Genomic DNA, 18,437 nt, shown 5'->3' with positions numbered 1-18,437 from the left:
GGTGCGCACGGCCATCGTGGTGGGGGCGGGGATCGGCGGCCTGACCACCGCCGTCGGGCTGCGCAGGGCGGGGGTGGACACCGTGGTCCTCGAACGCCGCTCGGCGCCGGGGCGGCTGCTCACCGGCGGCGGCTTCATGCTGTGGCACAACGCCCTGCTCGCGCTGCGCGAGCTGAAGCTGGACGAGCGGGTGGCCGAGGCCGGGGTGGAGATCGTCTACCACGAGTTCCGGTCCGACCGGGGCCGCCGGCTGGCCCGCTGGGACATCGCCCCCGAGGCCGAGCGGTACGGCGCCCCGGCGCTCGGCCTGCGCCGGTCGGCCCTCAACACGGTGCTGATGGAGGCGGCCGGGGACGACGTCCGGCTGGGGCGGCGCTGCGTCGGCTTCGAGCAGGACGACGACGGCGTGACGGCGCGCCTCGCCGACGGCTCCGAGCTGCGCGCCGACGTCCTGATCGGCGCCGACGGCATCCGCTCGACGGTCCGCGACGTCCTGCGCAAGGGGCACGACCTGCCGCTGCGGTACGCCGGGTACACCGCCTGGCAGGCGATCACCCGGCTGCCCGGCGAGGACGCGGTGCCCACCGGCACCTTCTTCAACCTGTGGGGACGGGGCGGGCTGCGCTTCCTGTACATGCGGCTCAACCCCGAGGAGGTGTACTGGGACGCGATCACCGCCGACAGCGTGGGCGCCTCGTTCGACATGCTCGCCAAGGACCGCCGCGAGGTGCTGGCCGAGACCTACCGCGACTGGCCCGATCCGGTGCCGGGCATCGTCGCCTCCACCGAGGAGGAGGCGATCCTCCCGATCGACATATTCGACCGCCCGCCGGACCGCAGCGCCGGCTGGGGGAGGGGCCGCGTCGTGCTGCTCGGCGACGCCGCGCACCCGATGACCCTCAACCTCAGCCAGGGCGCCGGCCAGGCGATCGAGGACGGCGTCGCCCTCTCCCGGCTGCTGAGCGAGCACGACCGGGTGCCGGAGGCGGTCGCGGCCTTCGAGGAACTGCGCCGCGCGCGGGTCGACGGCATGACCGGCACGGCCTGGTCGATCGGCGCGATGGGGCGCTGGCGGAGCCGGGCGCTGTGCATCGGGCGGGACCTGTTCATGCGGGCGTTCTTCGACGGCAAGGGCCGCCGGGAGAGCTACGCCCAGATGATGGACGTGCGGTTCTGATGGTCCCGGACGCCGTGGTCGACGCGCTCCTGGCGGCGTTCCTGCTGCTGTCGGGGGTGCTGGCGGGCGTGCTGCTCGCGGTGGAGACGGCGATCGTGCCGGTGGTGGCGGTGCTGCCGGCCGACCGCTACGTCCAGGTGCACCGGCTGCTGGACCGCCGGTTCGACCCGATGATGCCGCGGGTGAACAAGGTGTCCCTGGCCGTCTGCGCGGCGCTGGTGGCGGCCGGCGGCGGCGTCTGGCCGCGGGTCGCCGTCGGCTGCGCGGGCCTGTGCATCATCGGCGTCGCGGTGGTGTCCGAGGGCTGGAACGTGCGGATGAACCGGGTGATCGACGGCTGGGACCCGGCCGCGCCGCCGCCGGACTGGCCGGGCGTGCGGGCGCGCTGGGCGGCGGCCAACCGGGCGCGGACGCTGCTCGCGGTCGCGGGGTTCGGCGCGGCGATCACGGGGGCGGCGCTGGTGTGGTGACCGGCCCGGAGGCTCCTTCCGGGCCGGGTGTCATCGCAGGTCGGGCATAGTTTCCGGCCAGGTAGTGGCCATCGATCTCATACATGTAGATAATAGCCATGTTTACTGTCCGGGTCCGCCCGGCTGCCCGACCGCCCGACCGTTTGACCGCCTGACCCCGCCCGTCCGATGACCGAGAACCTGGAGGTTCCCCGATGACGAGGTTGCTGGCGCTGCCCGCCGGCCGCCGGGCGAAATGGATCGTCCTGATCGGCTGGCTGGTGATTCTCGCCGCGTCCGGGTCGTTCGCCGGCAAGCTGTTCAGCGCGGCCGACAACGACCGGATCGAGTACCTGCCGAACAGCGCCGAGTCGACCGCCGTGCTGCAGGCGCAGGAGGCGTTCCCGCAGGGCCAGGTCATCCCGGCGATGATCATCTACCAGCGGGACGGCGGGCTGACCGCCGCCGACGAGCAGCGCGCCGCCGCCGACGCGCAGCGGCTCACCAAGGAGTTCGCGCCGCACGCCACCGCGCAGCAGCCGCAGGTGTCCAAGGACGGCAAGGCCGTCCTGTACACGGTGCCGCTCGCCGCGACCGGCGACGAGCAGGAGGGCGAGGTCATCCTCGACGCCGTCGACGGCATGCGCGACCGGCTCGGCGAGGGGAGCGGCGGCCTGGACATCAAGGTCGCCGGGCCGGCCGGGCTCGGCGCCGACGAGTTCCTCATCTTCCGGGACATGGAGTTCACCCTCCTGCTCATCCCGGTCCTCGTCGTCGCCGTCCTGCTGCTGCTCATCTACCGCAGCCCGGTGCTGTTCCTGGTGCCCCTGTTCAGCGTGTTCGCCGCCAACCAGCTCGGCAGCGCGATCGTGTACGGGCTGATCAAGGGGCCCGGCCTGTCGGTCAACTCGATGGCCGTCAGCGTGCTCAGCATCCTGATCTACGGTGCCGGCACCGACTACGCGCTGCTGCTGATCGCCCGGTACCGGGAGGAACTGGCCCGGCACGAGGACCGGCACGAGGCCATGCGGGTGGCGCTGCGCCGCTCCGGCGGCGCGATCATCGCCTCCGCCGGCACGGTCGGGCTCGGCCTGCTCTGCCTCGCCGTCGCCGACCTCAACTCCACCCGCTCGCTCGCCCCGATCGGCGTGCTGGCCGTCGGCTCCGCGCTGCTCGCCATGATGACGCTGCTGCCCGCGCTGCTCGTCATCTTCGGCCGCTGGATCTTCTGGCCGCGCCGCCCGCAGGCCGGCGACGTCCCGCCCGTCTCCCGGCTCTGGGTGCGGGCCGGCGCGCTGGTCGGCTCCCGCCCGCGCGCGGTGTGGTCGCTGACGGCGCTCGCGCTCGCCGCGTGCCTGCTCGGCCTGCTGTCGTTCAACGTCCCGCAGCAGACCCGCTTCACCGAGACGCCGGACGCGGTCAAGGGCCAGGAGCTCATCTCCGCGCACTTCGCCGCGGGCGCCGGCAACCCGGTCGACGTGATCGCCAACGCCGGGCAGGCCGACGCGGTCCGGCAGGCCGCGCTCGCCGCCGGCGCGACGACCGTGCAGGAGTCCGGCCGCGCCGGCGGCAAGGTGCAGATGCAGGCCACCGTGGCGGCCGAGCCGGAGACCCAGGCCGAGCGCGACGCCGTGCAGCGGCTGCGCGACCGCCTGCACGCGGTCCCCGGGGCGGACGCCCAGGTCGGCGGCCCCGCCGCGATCGAGATCGACATGATCAAGACCATCAAGCACGACTCGCTGATCACCATCCCGCTCGTGCTGGTGGTCATCCTCGTGGTGCTGTGCCTGCTGCTGCGCGCCCTCACCATGTCCGTGCTGCTGATCGCGACGGTCGTGCTGTCGTTCGGCGCCGCGATGGGCATCTCCACGGCGGTCTTCGAGCACGTCTTCAACTGGACCGGCCAGGACGCCCAGCTCCCGCAGATCGCCTTCGTGTTCCTCGTGGCGCTCGGCGTCGACTACAACATCTTCCTCATGAGCCGCGTCCGCGAGGAGGCCAAGCTGCACGGGACGCGGCAGGGCACCGTCAACGGCCTGGTGTCCACCGGCGGCGTCATCACCTCCGCGGGCATCGTGCTGGCCGCCACCTTCAGCGTCCTCGTGACGCTGCCCGTCGTCGGCTTCGCCGAGCAGGGCTTCGTCATCGCGCTCGGCGTGCTGATCGACACCTTCATCGTGCGCTCCCTGCTCGTGCCGGCGCTGACCTACGACCTCGGCAGCCGCCTGTGGTGGCCGAGCGGCCTCGCCCGCGGGCGGGCCGAGCGGGCCCGCGCACCCGAGCGCGAGCTGGCCCCCGAGCAGAGAGGGTGAGACCGGTGATGAGCGAAGCGACCGCCCGCGGGCCCGCCTGGCAGGGCGAGCCGGGGGACACCTCCACGCTGCTCGGCCGCCCGGCCGTGGGATACCTGGACGCCGCCGCCGACACGCTGGCCGCGGTCAAGCGGGAGATCCTGCACCGGCTGGCGCCCGAGCCCGGCCGCCGCCTGCTGGACGTCGGCTGCGGCAACGGCACCGACGTCCTGGAACTCGCCGGGCGGGTCGGCCCGTCCGGCGAGGCCGTCGGCGTCGACGTCAACGAGCGGGCGATCGAGGAGGCCAGGGCGCGCGGCACCGGGACCGGCGTGCCCGCGTCCTTCCAGGTCGCCAGCGCCTACGCGCTGCCGTTCCCCGACGGCCGCTTCGACGGCGTCCGCGCCGAGCGGATGGTCCAGCACCTGGCCGACCCGGCGGGCGCGATCGCCGAGCTGGCGCGGGTGACGCGGCCGGGCGGGCGGGTGCTCGTCGCCGACCCCGACCACGGCATGTGGGCCCCCGACCTGGACGACCGCGAGGCAGCCCGCACCGTGCTGACCTGGTGGTTCGACAACATCCGCAACCCGTGGATCGGCCGCCGGCTGTCCGGCCTGCTGCGCGCGGCCGGGCTGGCGGAGGTGCAGGTGAAACCCATCCCCGTCGTGCTGGACGGGATCGCCGCCGCCGACGGGCTCACCGGCCTCAGCGACGCCGTCCGGCGCGCGGGGGAGGTGGGCGCGCTGCCGCCCGAGCGCGCCCGCGCCCTGACTGAGAACATCGCCGCGCGGGAGGCCGACGGCGGCTTCCTGATGTACGGCGTGATCATTCTGGCCGAGGGCCGGAAGGAGGGGTGAGGATGGCGGACGCGCAGGCGGCCGGCCGCTACGCGGGCGCCGTCGACGAGGCGCTCGACCGGCTCGCGGGCGTCGGGTTCGAGTTCGGGCCCGACTTCGCGATGCACGCGCCGATGGCGGCCGAGGCGCTGGTCGCGCTGGACCACCCGGACATGGTGCCGTCCTGGATCGAGCTCAACCTGCGGCGGCGCCGCTCCTACGACCCGCCGCCGCCGAGGGAGCCGATCACCGACGCCGACCCGGTGGCGCGGCGCGCCGCGCTCGGCGACTACCGCCGCGTCACCGACTGGGTCGCCTACTTCGACCGGCGGCTCGCCGAGGCCCCGTGGCGGGACGTGGTCGTCGAGTGGTGGCCGGTGCTGCTGGACGGGGCGTTCGCCGCCTTCACCCACGGGCTGATCCGCACGGCGCACGCGGTGCGGATCCTGCGCATCTCGCCAGAGCCGAGCCGGCTCCAGCTGAACGAGCTGGCGCGCGGGCTGGCGTACTGGGCGGCGCGCCACACGCCGGTCCGCGGGCCCGTCGGAGGGGCCGGGGAGATCCCGGTCACGCTGGCGACGCGGGTCCCGGTGGCGCGGGTGCCGGCCGCGCTGAGCGAGCTGACCGTGGTGAACGCCGGTCTGTACGCCGAGTTCGCGCCGCGCCCGCCGGTCCCGGCCGTGCACACGGTCACCGCGCCGGCGGCGGTCCGGCTCGTCCTGCCGATCCTGCCGGACGAGCTGTGGCCGCCCACCTACGCCGCGGCCGAGGCGCTCGCCGCGCAGGTGTGGGCGGTCTCGCGCGGCTTCTCCGGGAAGGGCGCGCCGCGCCCGCAGGGCGACCCGCCGCCGCTGGACACCCTGGTCGAGGACGCCGTCGAGATCGGCGAGGAGCACGCCATCAAGCTCGCCGAGGCGTGCCGCCGCGAGTACGCGCTGCGGCCCGACCCGCGCTACCTCGCCGCGGCGCACACCCTGAACGTCAACTGCCGGCACGAAGGAGGAATGTGATGGCCGCCGAGCACGACATGACGATGATGCTGGTGACGCACAACGCGCTCCGCCGCGACCTGGGCCACCTGAGTGACGCCGCCGCGCGCCTGGACGCCGGCGGCGGGGGACGCCGGGAGGCGGTGCGCGTCGGCTGGGCCACGCTGAAGTCCATGCTGATCAGCCACCACGAGGGCGAGGACCGCCACATGTGGCCGCGGATGCGGACCGGCCTGCACGGGCGCGCCGACGACCTCGCCGTCCTGGACGCGATGGAGGCCGAGCACGACCGGATCGACCCGCTCGTGGCGGCGGTGGACGACGCGCTCGCGCGGTCGGGCGAGAACGGCACCCGGCTGGCCGCGGCCGCCGAGGAGTTCCGCGCCGAGCTGGACCGGCACCTCGAGCACGAGGAGGAGGACGCGCTGCCCCTGGTCGCGACCGCGATGTCGCCCCGCGACTGGGACCGGTGCCTGGCCGACATGCGCGGCGGCGGGCTGGCGGCGCTGCGGCATGCGCCGGAGTTCTTCCCGTGGCTGCTCGGGGAGGCGTCCGGCGCCGACCGGGCGGCGGTGCTGCGCAACGTCCCGCCGCCCGTGCGGCTGCTCTACCAGAAGGTGTGGCTGCCCCGTTACACGAGGCAGCCACGCTGGCTGTGAGCCGGGTGTGAGCCGGATGTGCGGCCCGCCGGTCAGCCGCCGGCCAGCGGGCCTCCCGCGCCCGGCCCGCCCGGTCCGCCCGGCCCGCCGGGGCCGCCGGGGCCGCCGCCGGGGGGACCGGGGATCACGCCGAGCTGCCGCATCATGCCGATGTCGTCGCGGACCGCCCAGTGCTCGGCGATCCGCTCGTCCTCGAACCGGATCATGTGCAGCTGCCGCACCTCGACCCGCTTGCCGGTGCCGGGCAGCCCGGAGCCGGGCAGCGGCCCCTCGTGCGTGCCCCGCATCGTCAGCCGGAACGCCACGTAGTCGCCCTCGCCGATGACCTGCTCGACGTCGTAGTCCAGGTCGGGGAAGGCTCGGCGGGCCTGCTCGGCCACCGCCAGGACCCGCGCCGGGCCCCGCTCGGGGGCCCCGCTGTTGTCGGTGTAGTCGGCGGTGTAGGTCTCGTTCGCCAGCTCCGCGCCGGCCTTTCCGCGGAGAATGTCGAGCGATTTCACAAGGATTTCCTTGTTTCTCTCCTCGCGACTTTGCACTGCCATTTCTCCTTCATTCGCGGGGGCGTTCCCCAATGGTGAGTCAAAAAAAGGCTAAACGGATTGGAGTTTTACTGTCAAGGCGCTGCGGCGGCCGCCTTTCCCGCGCTTAGCCGCGGATTAACCGGGGCCGGTGACACTGGGCTCGCGGCCCGCACGGGGCCCGCGCGTCACAGGAGGGGCGAGCATGGCCGAACGGTGGACCCCGGCCGACATCCCGGACCTGACCGGGCGCACGGCGATCGTCACCGGCGCCAACAAGAACCTCGGCTTCCACACCGCGCTCGAACTGGCCCGGCACGGCGCGGACGTCACGCTGGCCTGCCGCCGCCGGGAGCGGGGCGAGCGGGCCGCGGCCGAGATACGGCGGCGCGCCCCGGACGCGTCCGTCCGGCCGGGGCTGCTCGACCTGGCCGACCTGTCGTCGGTCGAGCGGTTCGCCGAGGAGTACGCGGCGGTCCATGCCGGGCTGGACATCCTGATCAACAACGCCGGCGTGCTGGGCATCCCCCGGCTACTCACCGCCGATGGCCACGAAATGCAGTTCGGGGTCAACTACCTCGGCCATTTCGCGCTCACCGGAAGGCTGCTTCCGCTGCTGAAGGCGCGCCCCGGAGCCCGCGTGGTGAGCCTCAGTACCTGGGTCGTGAAAATGATGGGGAAGATCGACCTGGACGACCTGCAGGGCGAGCGCTCCTACGACAAGTTCAACGCCTATAACCAGGCCAAGCTGGCCAATCTGGTGTTCGCCCGGGAACTGTCCCGCCGGTATGCCGGGCACGGGCCGGCCGGCGTCGCCGCGCATCCCGGCTTCGCGGCCAGCGACCTGCAGTACACCGGCCCCCGGATGGAGGGCAGCCGGTTCCAGGAGGCGTTCTTCCGCATCCCCACCCGGCTGTTCGCCAAGCCGACGGAGATGGGCGCGTGGCCCTCGCTGTACGCGGCCTGCGCGCCGGGCGTGGAGCCGGGCGCCTGCTACGCCCCCACCGGATTCGGGGAGATCTGGGGCCCGATCGGACGGGTGAAGACCCCCGCCAAGGTCACCGACCCCGAACTCGGACGGCGGCTCTGGGACGTCTCCGAGCGGCTGGCCGGCGTGTCGTACGAGGCCGCGGCGCTGGACGGTCCGGTGCCCGAGACCGCGGTGCCCGAGACCGCGGTGCCCGAGACCGCGGTGCCCGAGACGAAGGAGGGCTGACCATGGCGGACAACGCACCGGCAGTGCCGGACGGTGCCGACCTGCGCGGCCGGGTGGCGCTGGTCACCGGCGCGAGCAGCGGCATCGGCGCGGCCACGGCCCGCACGCTCGCCGCCCGCGGCGCGGCCGTCGCGGTCAACTACCACCGCGGCGAGGGCCCGGCGAAGGAGGTGGTGGAGGCCATCGAGGCGGCCGGCGGCCGCGCGCTCGCCGTCCAGGCCGACGTGACCGAGCGCGACCAGGTCCGCGACCTGGTCGCGCGGACGCAGACCGAGCTCGGCGAGGTCGACGTGCTGGTCGCCAACGCCACCGGCCTCTACGGGTTCGAGGTGAAGGTGGCCCCGTTCACCTCGACCTCGGTGGAGTACTGCGAGTGGATCGTGCAGCGCCAGTTGCGCGCCCTGCTCAACCCCGTCGACCTGGTGCTGCCCGGCATGCTCGACCGCGGCCACGGCGCGATCGTGGCGGTCGGGGCGGCGCTGTCGCGCACGCCCGCGCCAGGGTTCCTGCCGCTCAGCATGGCGAAGGCGGCGGTGGAGTCGGCGGTGAAGGTGCTCGCCCAGGAGGCCGGCCCGTACGGCGTCCGGGTCAACGGGGTCGGCCCCGGGCTGATCCTCACCCGGGTCGCCGACGGGCTGCCCGAGCAGGCGCTGCGCGCCAACGCGCAGCGCGCGGCCATGCGCCGCAACGGGGTTCCGCAGGACGTCGCGGAGGTGATCGCGTTCCTGGCCACCGAGCCCTCCGGCTACCTCGCCGGAAGTTACCTGATCATCGACGGCGGCACCGCGATGGTGTGACCGGGAGGCGACGAACGTGAAACGGCAGGCGAAGGAGCACGTCACGGAGACCGAGTGCGACGTCCTGATCATCGGGTCGGGCATCGCCGGGTCCATGCTCGGGGCCATCCTCGCGGGCAACGGCGCGCGGGTCGTGCTGGTGGACGGCGTCCAGCATCCGCGGTTCGCGGTCGGCGAGTCGACGATCCCGCACTACCTGGTGCGGCTCGGCATGCTCGCGGCCCGCTACGGGATCCCCGAGATCACCACGCTGGAGAGCCTGAACTCGGTCGACAAGAAGATCGGCAGCACGTTCGGCATCAAGCGGCACTTCGCGTTCGTGTCGCACCGGCCGGGCGAGGAGCCCGACCCGGGCGAGACGATCCTCGCCGGGGTGCCCAAGGTGCTGTACAAGGCCACCCACATCTTCCGGCAGGACAGCGACGCCTACATGTTCCACGTCGCGGTCAGGTACGGCTGCGAGCCCCGGCAGAACTGGCGGGTGGCCGACCTGGACCTGGGCGAGGACGCGGTGACCGTCACCGGGCAGAACGGGGAGCGCATCCGCGCCCGCTACCTGGTGGACGCCAGCGGCTTCCGCTCCCCGGTCGCCGACAAGCTCGACCTGCGGGAGAACCCCACCCGGCTGAAGACGCACACCCGCTCCATCTTCACGCACATGACGGACGTGCCGCCGTTCGACCACATGGTGGACTGGCCGCGCGAGGACCGGCCGCCGCTGCGCTGGCACGAGGGCACCCTGCACCACACCTTCGAGGGCGGCTTCTTCTGGCTCATCCCGTTCGACAACCACCCGAAGTCGACCAACCCGCTGTGCAGCGTCGGCCTCGTCCTGGACACCCGCGTCCACCCCAAGCCGGAGGGCGTGACGCCGGAGGAGGAGTTCTACTCCTACGTGCGCAAGTACCCGGCGGTGGAGCGGCAGTTCCGGGGCGCGCGGCGGGTGCGCGAGTGGGTGTCCACCGGGCGGGTCCAGTACTCGTCCAAGAAGACCGTCGGGCGCCGGTGGTGCATGATGTCGCACGCGGCCGGGTTCATCGACCCGCTGTTCTCCCGGGGCATGTCGAACACCGTCGAGGTCATCGACGCGGTCGCGTGGCGGGTGCTCGACTCGCTGAAGGACGACGACTTCTCCGAGGAGCGCTATGAGTACGTCGAGCGGCTCCAGCAGGGCCTGCTCGACTACAACGACGACCTCTGCAACGTGTCCTTCGTGGCCTTCCCGCACTTCAAGCTGTGGGACGCCATCTTCCGGATCTGGGGATTCTCGTCCAACTACGGCGCGATGCGGCTGAGCCGGGCGCAGCTCCAGTACAACCTCAGCGGCGACGACCAGATCTACAAGGACCTGGAGGACGCGCCGAACGCCGGGTTCTGGTGGCCGGACAACGACGAGACCAAGGCCATGTGGGACGTGATGGTCGAGACGGTCGAGAAGTTCGAGGTCGGGGAGATCTCGGCGGACGACGCCGCCGACCGCGTCCTGCGCATGGTGCTGGAGTCCGACCTGCCGCCGGCCGCGTTCGGCTACAAGGACCCGGACAACCACAACCTGCACCCGACGACCCGGGACCTCGCCAAGTTCATGTACTGGGCGATCCGCAGCGGACCGCCCGCGGCCCGCGAGCTCGCGGCCGGGACCCTGCAGGCCATCGGCCGGGCCGCGCTGCGCCGCAAGAAGATCGCCTGACCCGTCCGGGCCGCGCCGTCCCCGCGGCCCGGACCCACGCCCCCGAAGCCGACACCCGCGGAGGTAGCGGTCATGACGCACACACCGGGCAAGCTCGTCTGGCGCGACGAGGTGCCGCCGGTCCGATGGCAGGGCGAGGAGGGCCGGTTCCTGCTGCGCGCCGAGGACACCGGCGGCCTGTACTCGTTCTTCGAGGTCACCACGTCCCCGGGCGGCGGGCCGCCGCTGCACGTCCACTCGGCCGAGGACGAGTCCTTCTACGTCATCGAGGGCCGGTACGCCATCCGGCTCGGCGACGAGGAGCACGAGGTCTCGGCGGGCGGGCTCGTGTACGGGCCGCGCGGCGTCCCGCACAAGTTCCGCAACATCTCCGGCGGCCCGAGCAAGCTGCTGGTCGTCGCGACTCCGGGCGGGGTCGAGGGCTTCTTCGAGGGGCTCAGCGAGCTGATGGCGGGCGGCGGCCCGCCCGCCCCCGCCGCGATGATCGAGCTGGCCGGCCGCTTCGACGTGGAGGGCCTGGAGCCGGTCGGCCCGCCGCCCGGCGCCGGTCGCCCCGGCGGACGTCCCGGCGGTGGTCCGCCCGGTGCCGCCGGACGGCCCGCGGCCCGTCCCGCCGCCTCGTGAACGGCGGCGAGGCGGGCAAGGAGCTGGCCCGGCGCTGGCTCGTGGAGGGCTGGTGCGGCGGCGACCTCGCCCTGGCCGACCGGATCTTCGCGCCCGGCTTCGTGCTGCGCGGCCGCCGCGTCGGGCCGGACGGCCCGCGCGAGGCCGCCCGGCGGATCCGCGCCTCGTTCGCCGGCATGACCGTGGACGTGGACCTCCAGGTGGCCGAGGGCGACCGGGTCGTCACCCACTTCACCGCCCGGGGCAGGCACGTCGCCGGATACCGGGGCATCCCGCCGACCGGGCGGCCGGTGTCCGCGTCCGGCATCCAGATCTGGACGCTCCGCGACGGCCTGGTCGTCGCGGACGTCAACGTCTTCGACGAGTGGGGCCTGGTCTCCCAGCTCCGCTGACGACCGCGGCCGGCGCGCACAGACGCGACGAGAACCGGGCCCGCCTCCCACAAGGAGACGGGCCCGGTTCGCGCGTGCCGTCACTCCGGCTTGTGCCCGATCACGACGGTGTGGCCGTCGTAGTCCTGGAGCGCGACGGTCTCGACGCCGGTGAAGCCGGCGTCCGCCATCCACCGCACGCACTCGGCGGCCGAATAGCCCGAGCCGCCGACGCTCAGCGTCATGGCGAGGCTGAGCAGCAGCGGGTTCAGCCGGCCGCGCTCGTCGTCGAACATCAGGTCGTAGACCATGAACGCGCCGCCCGGCCGGACCGCCTCGAACGCCTTGCCGATGACCGTGCGGCGCTGGTCGGTGGTCCAGTTGTGCAGCGCGTGCCCGCACAGCAGCGTCCCGCCCTCGGGCAGCGGGTCGGCGAACCAGTCGCCGCCCTGGTAGCGGGCCCGGTCCGCGACGCCGAGCCGCGCCATGTGCTCGTCGAACAGCGGTTGCAGCGGCGGCATGTCGAACACCGTGCCGGTCAGGTGCGGGTGGGCCTGCAGCAGGATCCCGGCGACGTTGCCGCGCGCCCCGCCGAGGTCGACGACGTCGCTCCGGCCGCTCCAGTCGATCCGGCGGGACAGCTCCCAGGCCAGCTCGCTGCTCAGCGCGTCCTGCGCCTCGACGAACATCCGCTGGAGCTGCGGGTCGGCGTAGGTCTGCTCGAAGAACTCCTCGCCCTCGCCCTGCGGTGCGTCCCCCTGCGGCGGGTGCGGGATCTGCGGTGTGCCGGTGCGCATCACCTCGGCGAGCCCCTCCCACGTCGGCCGCATGAACCGGTCGACGAACCCGAGGTAGGTCCCCATGAAGTAGCGCTTGCCGGGGACGAGGTAGTAGTCGGCCTCCGAGCTGTTGCGGTAGGCGTCGCCGTCGCGTTCGAGCATGCCCATCGCGGCGAGCGCGTCCAGGAACTCCGGCAGCGCGGGCGACTTCAGGCCCAGCCGGCCTGCCAGCTCCGCCGCCGTCGCCGGGCCCTCGGCCAGCTGCGCGAACACGCCGAGCTCGGACGCGCTGACCAGCATCTTGGAGTGCCAGAACGCGGTGCTCAGCTCGTAGATCTTCGCGGGCGGGAACGGTGGCGCGCTCGCGGCGGGCGTGTCGGTGGGTGCGGTCATCGTGCCATCTCCTCATCTGGGGTTCGCCGGGGTCGTCAGGGCGATGAGGCGGCCCGCCTACTCGCGCCAGGCGGTCCACCATTCGACGTCGGTGTTGAGGGAGCGGTAGCCGCCGGCGTAGTAGACGAGCGGCTGGTCGAGGTCGCCGGCGTGCGTCTCCACCACGGCGACCCGTCCGATGATCACGTCGTGGTCGCCGGCGGGCCGCCGCTCCGGCTCGACGCACTCCAGGGTGGCCAGGGCGCGCGGCAGCAGCGGGACGCCGGTCCGCCCCTCCCGCGGCGCCAGCCCGGCGAACCGGTCGAACCCCGGCCCGGCGAACCGCCGCGACTCGGCCGTCTGGCCGTCCCGCAGGATGTTCACCCCGAACGCCGCCGCGGCGGCGAACACCGGGTACAGGCTGGACCGGCGGCTCGCGCAGAACAGCACCAGCGGAGGGTCGAGCGACACCGAGGTGAAGGAGTTCACCGTCATCCCGACGGGCGTGCCCGCCGGGCTCGTCGCGGTGACGACGGCGACTCCGGTGGCGAACCTGCCGAGCGCCGCGCGGAGCAGGCGCGCGTCCGCGGGATCCGTCGTTCGCGAGTCAGGGGTTCGCATGTGCCTCCCCGTCCCGGGATCGGTGCCGGGGCGTCCGGGCCACGTTCCCGCGGGGTGCTCGAGGACCGCTCGGGACGTTCTGGGGCCCGCCCGCCCGGCCGCCGCCCGGCGGGCGGACGCTTCCAGTGCTTCTGCAGCCAGGGTCAAGCGGCGCCCCCGACCCTCGTCCTGGTGATATCCGTCAGCCCGCCCGGGAGCCGGGCCGGCCGCAGGGAGGAGCGTCCATGCACCGAACGCTGATCGTGGCCCGGATGGAGCCGGACCAGGCCGGCTCGGTGGCCCGCCTGTTCGGCGAGTCCGACTCGACCGAGCTGCCCCACCTGATCGGAGTGTCGCGCCGCACGCTCTTCCGCTTCCACGACCTGTACTTCCACATGGTCGAGGCGGACGGCGACATCACCCCGAACCTGTACAAGGCCCGCAGCAACCCGCTCTACAGCGAGCTGAGCGACCGGCTCACCGCGCACGTCCGGCCCTACGACCCGAACTGGAAGGAGCCGAAGGACGCGATGGCCCAGCCCTTCTACATCTGGACCGCCGACGACGGGATCCAGCTCACCCCGTGACCTCGCGCAGGTTCCCCCGTCCGTTCCGCCAGGCCCGGCACGTCCGGGGCCCGGCACGTCCAGGACCAGTCCAGGACCCAGCACGTCTAGGAGTCGCCACCGTGTCCACACCGCGCATCCGGAAAGTGACGGCGCAGGACGTCGTCCCCAACCGCCGCCGGGGCGGGGACATCCGCGTCCTGCTCAGCCCCAGGACCGTGAAGTCCACCTCCGGGTTCATGGGCGAGCTCACGCTCGAACCCGGCGAGTTCGTCGCCGAGCACCGGCACCCGTACTCGGAGGAGTTCCTCTACGTCGTCCGCGGCTCCGTGCTGATGCGGGTCGAGGGCGAGGCGGTGCGCCTCGGCCCCGGCGACTCGCTGATGGTGCCGATCAACGACCGGCACCGGCTGGAGAACGACGGCGCCGAGCAGGCGTTCGCCGTCTTCCACCTCAGCCCGCTGGCGCCGCGCCCGGAGCTCGGCCACGTCGACACCGAGCCGCTGCCGAACGCCGGCGAGGCCGCGCCGAAGGTCGGGTGACCCGTGACCTCCGCGCGCTCAGCCGCGATCACCGGGATGGGGGTGGTGGCCCCCGGCGGCATCGGCGCCAAGGCGTTCTGGGAGATGCTCACCGCCGGCCGGACCGCCACCCGGACCATCACGCTCTTCGACGCGTCCGGGTTCCGGTCGCGGATCGCCGCCGAATGCGACTTCGATCCGGCCGCCGCCGGCCTGACGCCCCAGGAGATCCGGCGGATGGACCGCGCCGCCCAGCTCGCCGCGGTCGCCGCCGACGAGGCCGTCGCCGACAGCGGGCTGGAGACCGGCGCGCTGCGGCCGGACCGCGTCGGCGTCAGCCTCGGCAGCGCGGTCGGCTGCACGATGGGGCTGGAGGAGGAGTACATCGTCCTCAGCGACGGCGGCCGGCAGTGGCTCGTCGACCACCGCTACGGGGTACCGCAGCTGTACGGCTACATGGTGCCGAGCACGCTGGCGGTCGAGGTGGCCTGGCGGGTCGGCGCGGAGGGGCCGGTGGCGCTGATCTCCACCGGCTGCACCTCCGGGCTGGACGCCGTCGCGCACGGCGCCCAGCTCATCCGGGAGGGCGCCGCCGACGTGGTGATCGCCGGGGCCACCGACGCGCCGATCTCGCCGATCACCTCGGCCTGCTTCGACGCGATCAAGGCGACGTCCCCCAACAACGACGACCCCGCGCACGCCTCGCGGCCGTTCGACCGCGACCGGGACGGGTTCGTGCTCGGCGAGGGCTCGGCGGTGTTCGTGCTGGAGGAGGCGTCGGCGGCGCGCCGCCGCGACGCCCACGTCTACGCCGAGGTCGCCGGGGTCGCCGGGCGCAGCAACGCCTACCACATGACCGGGCTGAAGCCCGACGGCCGCGAGATGGCCGAGGCGATCACGGTCGCCATGCGGCAGGCGGGGCTCGGACCGGACGACATCGACTACATCAACGCCCACGGGTCCGGCACCAAGCAGAACGACCGGCACGAGACGGCCGCGTTCAAGCGCAGCCTCGGGCAGCGCGCCTACGAGGTGCCGGTCAGCTCGGTCAAGTCGATGATCGGGCACTCGCTCGGCGCCATCGGCTCGCTCGAGGTGGCGGCGAGCGCGCTGGCGATCGAGCACGACGTGGTGCCGCCGACCGCGAACCTGCACACGCCCGACCCCGAGTGCGACCTGGACTACGTGCCGCTCGCGGCGCGCGACCACCGCACCGACGTCGTGCTCAGCGTGGGCAGCGGCTTCGGCGGCTTCCAGACCGCGATGCTGCTCGCCCGCCCGGGAGGCGCCGGATGAGCGCGGCCGTCGTCACCGGGGTCGGCGCGGTCACGCCGCACGGCATCGGCGTGGAGGCGTACTGGGCGGGGACGCTGGCCGGCCGGAGCGCGATCCGTCCGGTCACCCGCTTCGACCCGGAGCCGTACCCGGTCCGGCTCGCGGGGGAGGTGCCGGGCTTCTCCGCCGCCGAGCACGTGCCGAGCCGGATCGTCCCGCAGACCGACCACTGGACGCACCTCGGCCTCGCCGCCGCGGCGATGGCGCTGGACGACTCGGGCATCGACCCGGCGGGGATGCCGGAGTACGAGATGGCCGTGGTGACGGCCAGCTCGTCCGGCGGCACCGAGTTCGGGCAGCACGAGATGGTCAACCTGTGGGGCCGGGGCCCGGAGTTCGTCGGCGCCTACCAGTCCATCGCCTGGTTCTACGCGGCGACGACCGGCCAGATCTCCATCCGGCACGGCATGCGCGGCCCCTGCGGGGTGATCGCCACCGAGCAGGCGGGCGGGCTGGACGCGGTGGCGCAGTCGCGGCGGCTGCTGCGCGACGGCACCCGGATGGTGGTCAGCGGCGGCACCGACGCGTCGCTGTGCCCGTACGGGCTCGTCGCACAGCTGAGCACCCGGGCGCTGAGCGCCCGGCCCGACCCCGCGCGGGCGTACCTGCCCTTCGACGCCGAGGCGTGCGGGTACGTGCCGGGGGAGGGCGGCGCGCTGCTGATCGTCGAGGACGCCGGGCACGCCCGCGACCGGGGCGCCGGGCGGGTCTACGGGGAGATCGCCGGCTACGGCGCGACGTTCGACCCGCCGCCCGGCTCGGATCGGCCGCCGACGCTGCGGCGCGCGATCGAGAAGGCGCTCGACGACGCCGGGATCGGGCCGGACGACGTCGACGTGGTGTTCGCCGACGCGATGGGCGTCCCCGAGCAGGACCGGGCCGAGGCGGACGCGCTCACGGCGGTGTTCGGCCCGCGCGGGGTGCCGGTCACCGCCCCGAAGACGCTGACCGGACGGCTCTACGCGGGCGGCGCCGCACTCGACCTGCTAGCGGCCCTGCTGTCCATCCGCGACGCGGTCATCCCGCCGACGGTGCACGTGGAGGGCCCGGCGGCGGACCGCCTGGACCTGGTCCTGGACGCCCCCCGCCCCGCACAGGTCCGCAACGCACTGGTCGTGGCACGCGGCTACGGCGGCTTCAACGCGGCCCTAGTAGCCCGCACCCCCCGACGTTGACCTGCGGCGTGTTGTTGTTATGAGCGCGCCGAGAACAACAACACGCCGCAGGTCAACGAAGTGGCGGGGCGGGTTGGGAAGGAGAGGGAAGTGAGCGAGATTCTCATCGTTGTCGCGCTTCTCGGCAACGCCGTCGCCGTGGGGGTGTTCTGCGCGACCGTGCTGGGCGGCGTCCCGCTGCTGATGGCGCTGCCCGGCGAGCAGTACGTGCACGCGCACGGGTTCCTGGCCACCCGCTACGACCCGTTCATGCCGGTGACGATCCTGCTGACGGCGCTGGCGGACCTGACGCTGGCGGTGGCCGCGCCGGGCTGGGCGGGGCCGGTGGCCGGCGCGGTCGCGGGGCTGCTGATGATCTCGGTGATCACGGTGTCGCTGACCAAGAACGTCCCGATCAACCACTGGGTCACGGCGCAGGACCCGGCGTCGCTGCCGCCCGACTGGACCGAGCGGCGCGGCCGGTGGCGGCGGTGGAACGCGGTGCGGACCGGGCTCGCGGCGGCGGCCCTCGCGGCCAATCTGGCGGCGGCCCTGGTGATCGTCATGTGAGGGCCGGGCGGCGCGCCCGCGCGGACCTCCGCGGGAGATTCCGCGCGAATTTCCACGCCCTGGGCGGCGGATGGCAGGGGATATCGCCTGCCGTCCGCCGCTTCGTGGTCTCCGGGGTTACTTCAGAGTCATGTTCCACTGACAGGCCGGGTCACCGAATCTCCGGCGCGGTATACTCGGGTCAGAGTATCCGTCACCGGAGAGTCTCATGGTCAAGCGCAAGGTCTCGAATCCGCTCGCGTTGGCGGTGCTCGCCGTCCTGTCCGAGAGCTCCATGCACCCGTACGAGATGGCGCAGAAGCTCAAGGGACGCGGCAAGGAGCAGAGCATCCGGATCAACTACGGGTCGCTCTACACCGTCGTCGACTCCCTGGTCAGGGCCTCCTTCATCGAGCCCGTGGAGACGTTCCGGGAGGGCAGGCGCCCGGAGCGCACCGTCTACGCGCTCACGCCCGCGGGCGCGATCGAGCTGCGGGAGTGGCTCAGCGAGATCCTGCGCACCTCGACCAAGGAGTACCCCGAGTTCGAGGCGGGCCTGTCGCTGATGCCGGTGCTGCCGCCGGAGACGGTGGCGCCGCTGCTGCGGCAGCGGGTCGAGTCGCTGGAGATCCGGCTGGCCGAGGTCCGCGCCTTCATGGACCAGATGCGCTCCAACGGCCTGCGCCGCCTGTTCCTGATCGAGGCCGAGTACGAGGAGATGATGCTGCGCGCCGAACTGGCCTGGGTCAAGTGCCTGGCCGAGGAACTGGAGGAGGGAACCCTGGAGGACCTGGAGATCTGGTACCGCTGGCACCAGGGCGACGAGTCCAGCCGGAGTTTCGCGATCCGGGGAAGAGAGCGCCATGTGAGCTGACCCGCCGAAACGAGAACCCCGGCGGGTGTTGCAGCACCCGCCGGGGCCCATGACCTCGATCGACGCCAAC

20 protein-coding genes are annotated in these 18,437 nt (G+C 73.4%); 17 read left to right on the top strand and 3 right to left on the bottom strand.

What is annotated here, in order from left to right; translation table 11 throughout:
* The first annotated feature begins 1 nt into the window (after window position 1).
* From ABFX46_RS00360 to ABFX46_RS00335, 6 genes are all read left to right on the top strand, one after another.
* Window positions 2-1,177, top strand: a complete 1,176-nt coding sequence (locus tag ABFX46_RS00360; RefSeq protein WP_346039300.1) for an FAD-dependent oxidoreductase — start codon at window positions 2-4, stop codon at window positions 1,175-1,177.
* A complete protein-coding gene (locus ABFX46_RS00355; protein WP_346039299.1) occupies window positions 1,177-1,647 on the top strand; it encodes an anthrone oxygenase family protein in 471 nt (156 codons plus the stop codon). Before ABFX46_RS00360 ends, ABFX46_RS00355 begins: the two co-directional genes overlap by 1 nt.
* Before the next feature lie 194 nt (window positions 1,648-1,841).
* Entirely contained in the window at window positions 1,842-3,938 is a 2,097-nt protein-coding gene (locus ABFX46_RS00350; RefSeq protein WP_346039298.1) for an MMPL family transporter, read from the top strand.
* A gap of 8 nt (window positions 3,939-3,946) precedes the next feature.
* Window positions 3,947-4,774 (top strand): methyltransferase domain-containing protein, encoded by an 828-nt coding sequence (locus tag ABFX46_RS00345; protein WP_346039297.1) that lies wholly within the window; start codon window positions 3,947-3,949, stop codon window positions 4,772-4,774.
* A gap of 2 nt (window positions 4,775-4,776) precedes the next feature.
* Complete coding sequence (locus ABFX46_RS00340) at window positions 4,777-5,763, top strand: questin oxidase family protein (protein ID WP_346039296.1); 987 nt, start codon at window positions 4,777-4,779, stop codon at window positions 5,761-5,763.
* On the top strand, window positions 5,763-6,401 hold the full coding sequence (locus ABFX46_RS00335; RefSeq protein ID WP_346039295.1) for a hemerythrin domain-containing protein: 639 nt from the start codon (window positions 5,763-5,765) through the stop codon (window positions 6,399-6,401). The genes ABFX46_RS00340 and ABFX46_RS00335 overlap by 1 nt, the downstream gene beginning before the upstream one ends.
* Window positions 6,402-6,433: 32 nt before the next feature.
* Here ABFX46_RS00335 and ABFX46_RS00330 read toward each other — a convergent pair whose 3' ends face one another.
* Window positions 6,434-6,901, bottom strand: a complete 468-nt coding sequence (locus ABFX46_RS00330) for an ester cyclase (protein ID WP_346039294.1) — start codon at window positions 6,899-6,901, stop codon at window positions 6,434-6,436.
* Window positions 6,902-7,124: 223 nt separating this feature from the next.
* Here ABFX46_RS00330 and ABFX46_RS00325 point away from each other — a divergent pair, with 223 nt between their 5' ends.
* The 5 genes from ABFX46_RS00325 to ABFX46_RS00305 all read left to right on the top strand — a co-directional run bounded on the left by ABFX46_RS00325 (window position 7,125) and on the right by ABFX46_RS00305 (window position 11,638).
* Window positions 7,125-8,135, top strand: a complete 1,011-nt coding sequence (locus ABFX46_RS00325; protein ID WP_346039293.1) for an oxidoreductase — start codon at window positions 7,125-7,127, stop codon at window positions 8,133-8,135.
* Between the two features lie 2 nt (window positions 8,136-8,137).
* Window positions 8,138-8,932: an SDR family NAD(P)-dependent oxidoreductase gene (locus ABFX46_RS00320; RefSeq protein WP_346039292.1), complete on the top strand. Its 795-nt coding sequence runs from the start codon at window positions 8,138-8,140 to the stop codon at window positions 8,930-8,932.
* Window positions 8,933-8,948: 16 nt separating this feature from the next.
* Window positions 8,949-10,622: an NAD(P)/FAD-dependent oxidoreductase gene (locus ABFX46_RS00315; RefSeq protein WP_346039291.1), complete on the top strand. Its 1,674-nt coding sequence runs from the start codon at window positions 8,949-8,951 to the stop codon at window positions 10,620-10,622.
* 72 nt (window positions 10,623-10,694) lie between these two features.
* The gene (locus ABFX46_RS00310) at window positions 10,695-11,246 is read left to right on the top strand and encodes a cupin domain-containing protein (protein ID WP_346039290.1); all 552 of its coding nucleotides are present in this window, start codon (window positions 10,695-10,697) and stop codon (window positions 11,244-11,246) included.
* Entirely contained in the window at window positions 11,243-11,638 is a 396-nt protein-coding gene (locus tag ABFX46_RS00305) for an ester cyclase (RefSeq protein ID WP_346039289.1), read from the top strand. The genes ABFX46_RS00310 and ABFX46_RS00305 overlap by 4 nt, the downstream gene beginning before the upstream one ends.
* An 80-nt stretch (window positions 11,639-11,718) precedes the next feature.
* Here the strand turns inward: ABFX46_RS00305 and ABFX46_RS00300 are convergent, their stop codons facing one another.
* Window positions 11,719-12,789, bottom strand: coding sequence for a methyltransferase (locus ABFX46_RS00300; RefSeq protein ID WP_346039288.1), 1,071 nt, complete (start codon window positions 12,787-12,789; stop codon window positions 11,719-11,721).
* Window positions 12,790-12,846: 57 nt separating this feature from the next.
* Window positions 12,847-13,389: a flavin reductase family protein gene (locus ABFX46_RS00295; RefSeq protein WP_346039287.1), complete on the bottom strand. Its 543-nt coding sequence runs from the start codon at window positions 13,387-13,389 to the stop codon at window positions 12,847-12,849.
* 224 nt (window positions 13,390-13,613) lie between these two features.
* Here ABFX46_RS00295 and ABFX46_RS00290 point away from each other — a divergent pair, with 224 nt between their 5' ends.
* The 6 genes from ABFX46_RS00290 to ABFX46_RS00265 all read left to right on the top strand — a co-directional run bounded on the left by ABFX46_RS00290 (window position 13,614) and on the right by ABFX46_RS00265 (window position 18,367).
* Window positions 13,614-13,955 (top strand): TcmI family type II polyketide cyclase, encoded by a 342-nt coding sequence (locus ABFX46_RS00290; protein WP_346039286.1) that lies wholly within the window; start codon window positions 13,614-13,616, stop codon window positions 13,953-13,955.
* A 101-nt stretch (window positions 13,956-14,056) separates the two neighbouring features.
* Window positions 14,057-14,476 carry a cupin domain-containing protein gene (locus tag ABFX46_RS00285; RefSeq protein ID WP_346039285.1) on the top strand — a complete coding sequence of 140 codons (420 nt, stop codon included), beginning with the start codon at window positions 14,057-14,059 and terminating at the stop codon, window positions 14,474-14,476.
* A gap of 3 nt (window positions 14,477-14,479) precedes the next feature.
* On the top strand, window positions 14,480-15,751 hold the full coding sequence (locus tag ABFX46_RS00280) for a beta-ketoacyl-[acyl-carrier-protein] synthase family protein (RefSeq protein ID WP_346039284.1): 1,272 nt from the start codon (window positions 14,480-14,482) through the stop codon (window positions 15,749-15,751).
* Complete coding sequence (locus tag ABFX46_RS00275) at window positions 15,748-16,965, top strand: ketosynthase chain-length factor (protein ID WP_346039283.1); 1,218 nt, start codon at window positions 15,748-15,750, stop codon at window positions 16,963-16,965. Before ABFX46_RS00280 ends, ABFX46_RS00275 begins: the two co-directional genes overlap by 4 nt.
* Window positions 16,966-17,055: 90 nt before the next feature.
* Window positions 17,056-17,514, top strand: a complete 459-nt coding sequence (locus tag ABFX46_RS00270; RefSeq protein WP_346039282.1) for an anthrone oxygenase family protein — start codon at window positions 17,056-17,058, stop codon at window positions 17,512-17,514.
* A 208-nt stretch (window positions 17,515-17,722) separates the two neighbouring features.
* The gene (locus ABFX46_RS00265) at window positions 17,723-18,367 is read left to right on the top strand and encodes a PadR family transcriptional regulator (protein WP_346039281.1); all 645 of its coding nucleotides are present in this window, start codon (window positions 17,723-17,725) and stop codon (window positions 18,365-18,367) included.
* Window positions 18,368-18,437 lie beyond the last annotated feature (70 nt).

The organism is Actinomadura chokoriensis (assembly GCF_039529475.1).
Lineage (GTDB): Bacteria > Actinomycetota > Actinomycetes > Streptosporangiales > Streptosporangiaceae > Spirillospora > Spirillospora bangladeshensis.
This window is presented reverse-complemented; position numbering and strand designations above follow the sequence as displayed.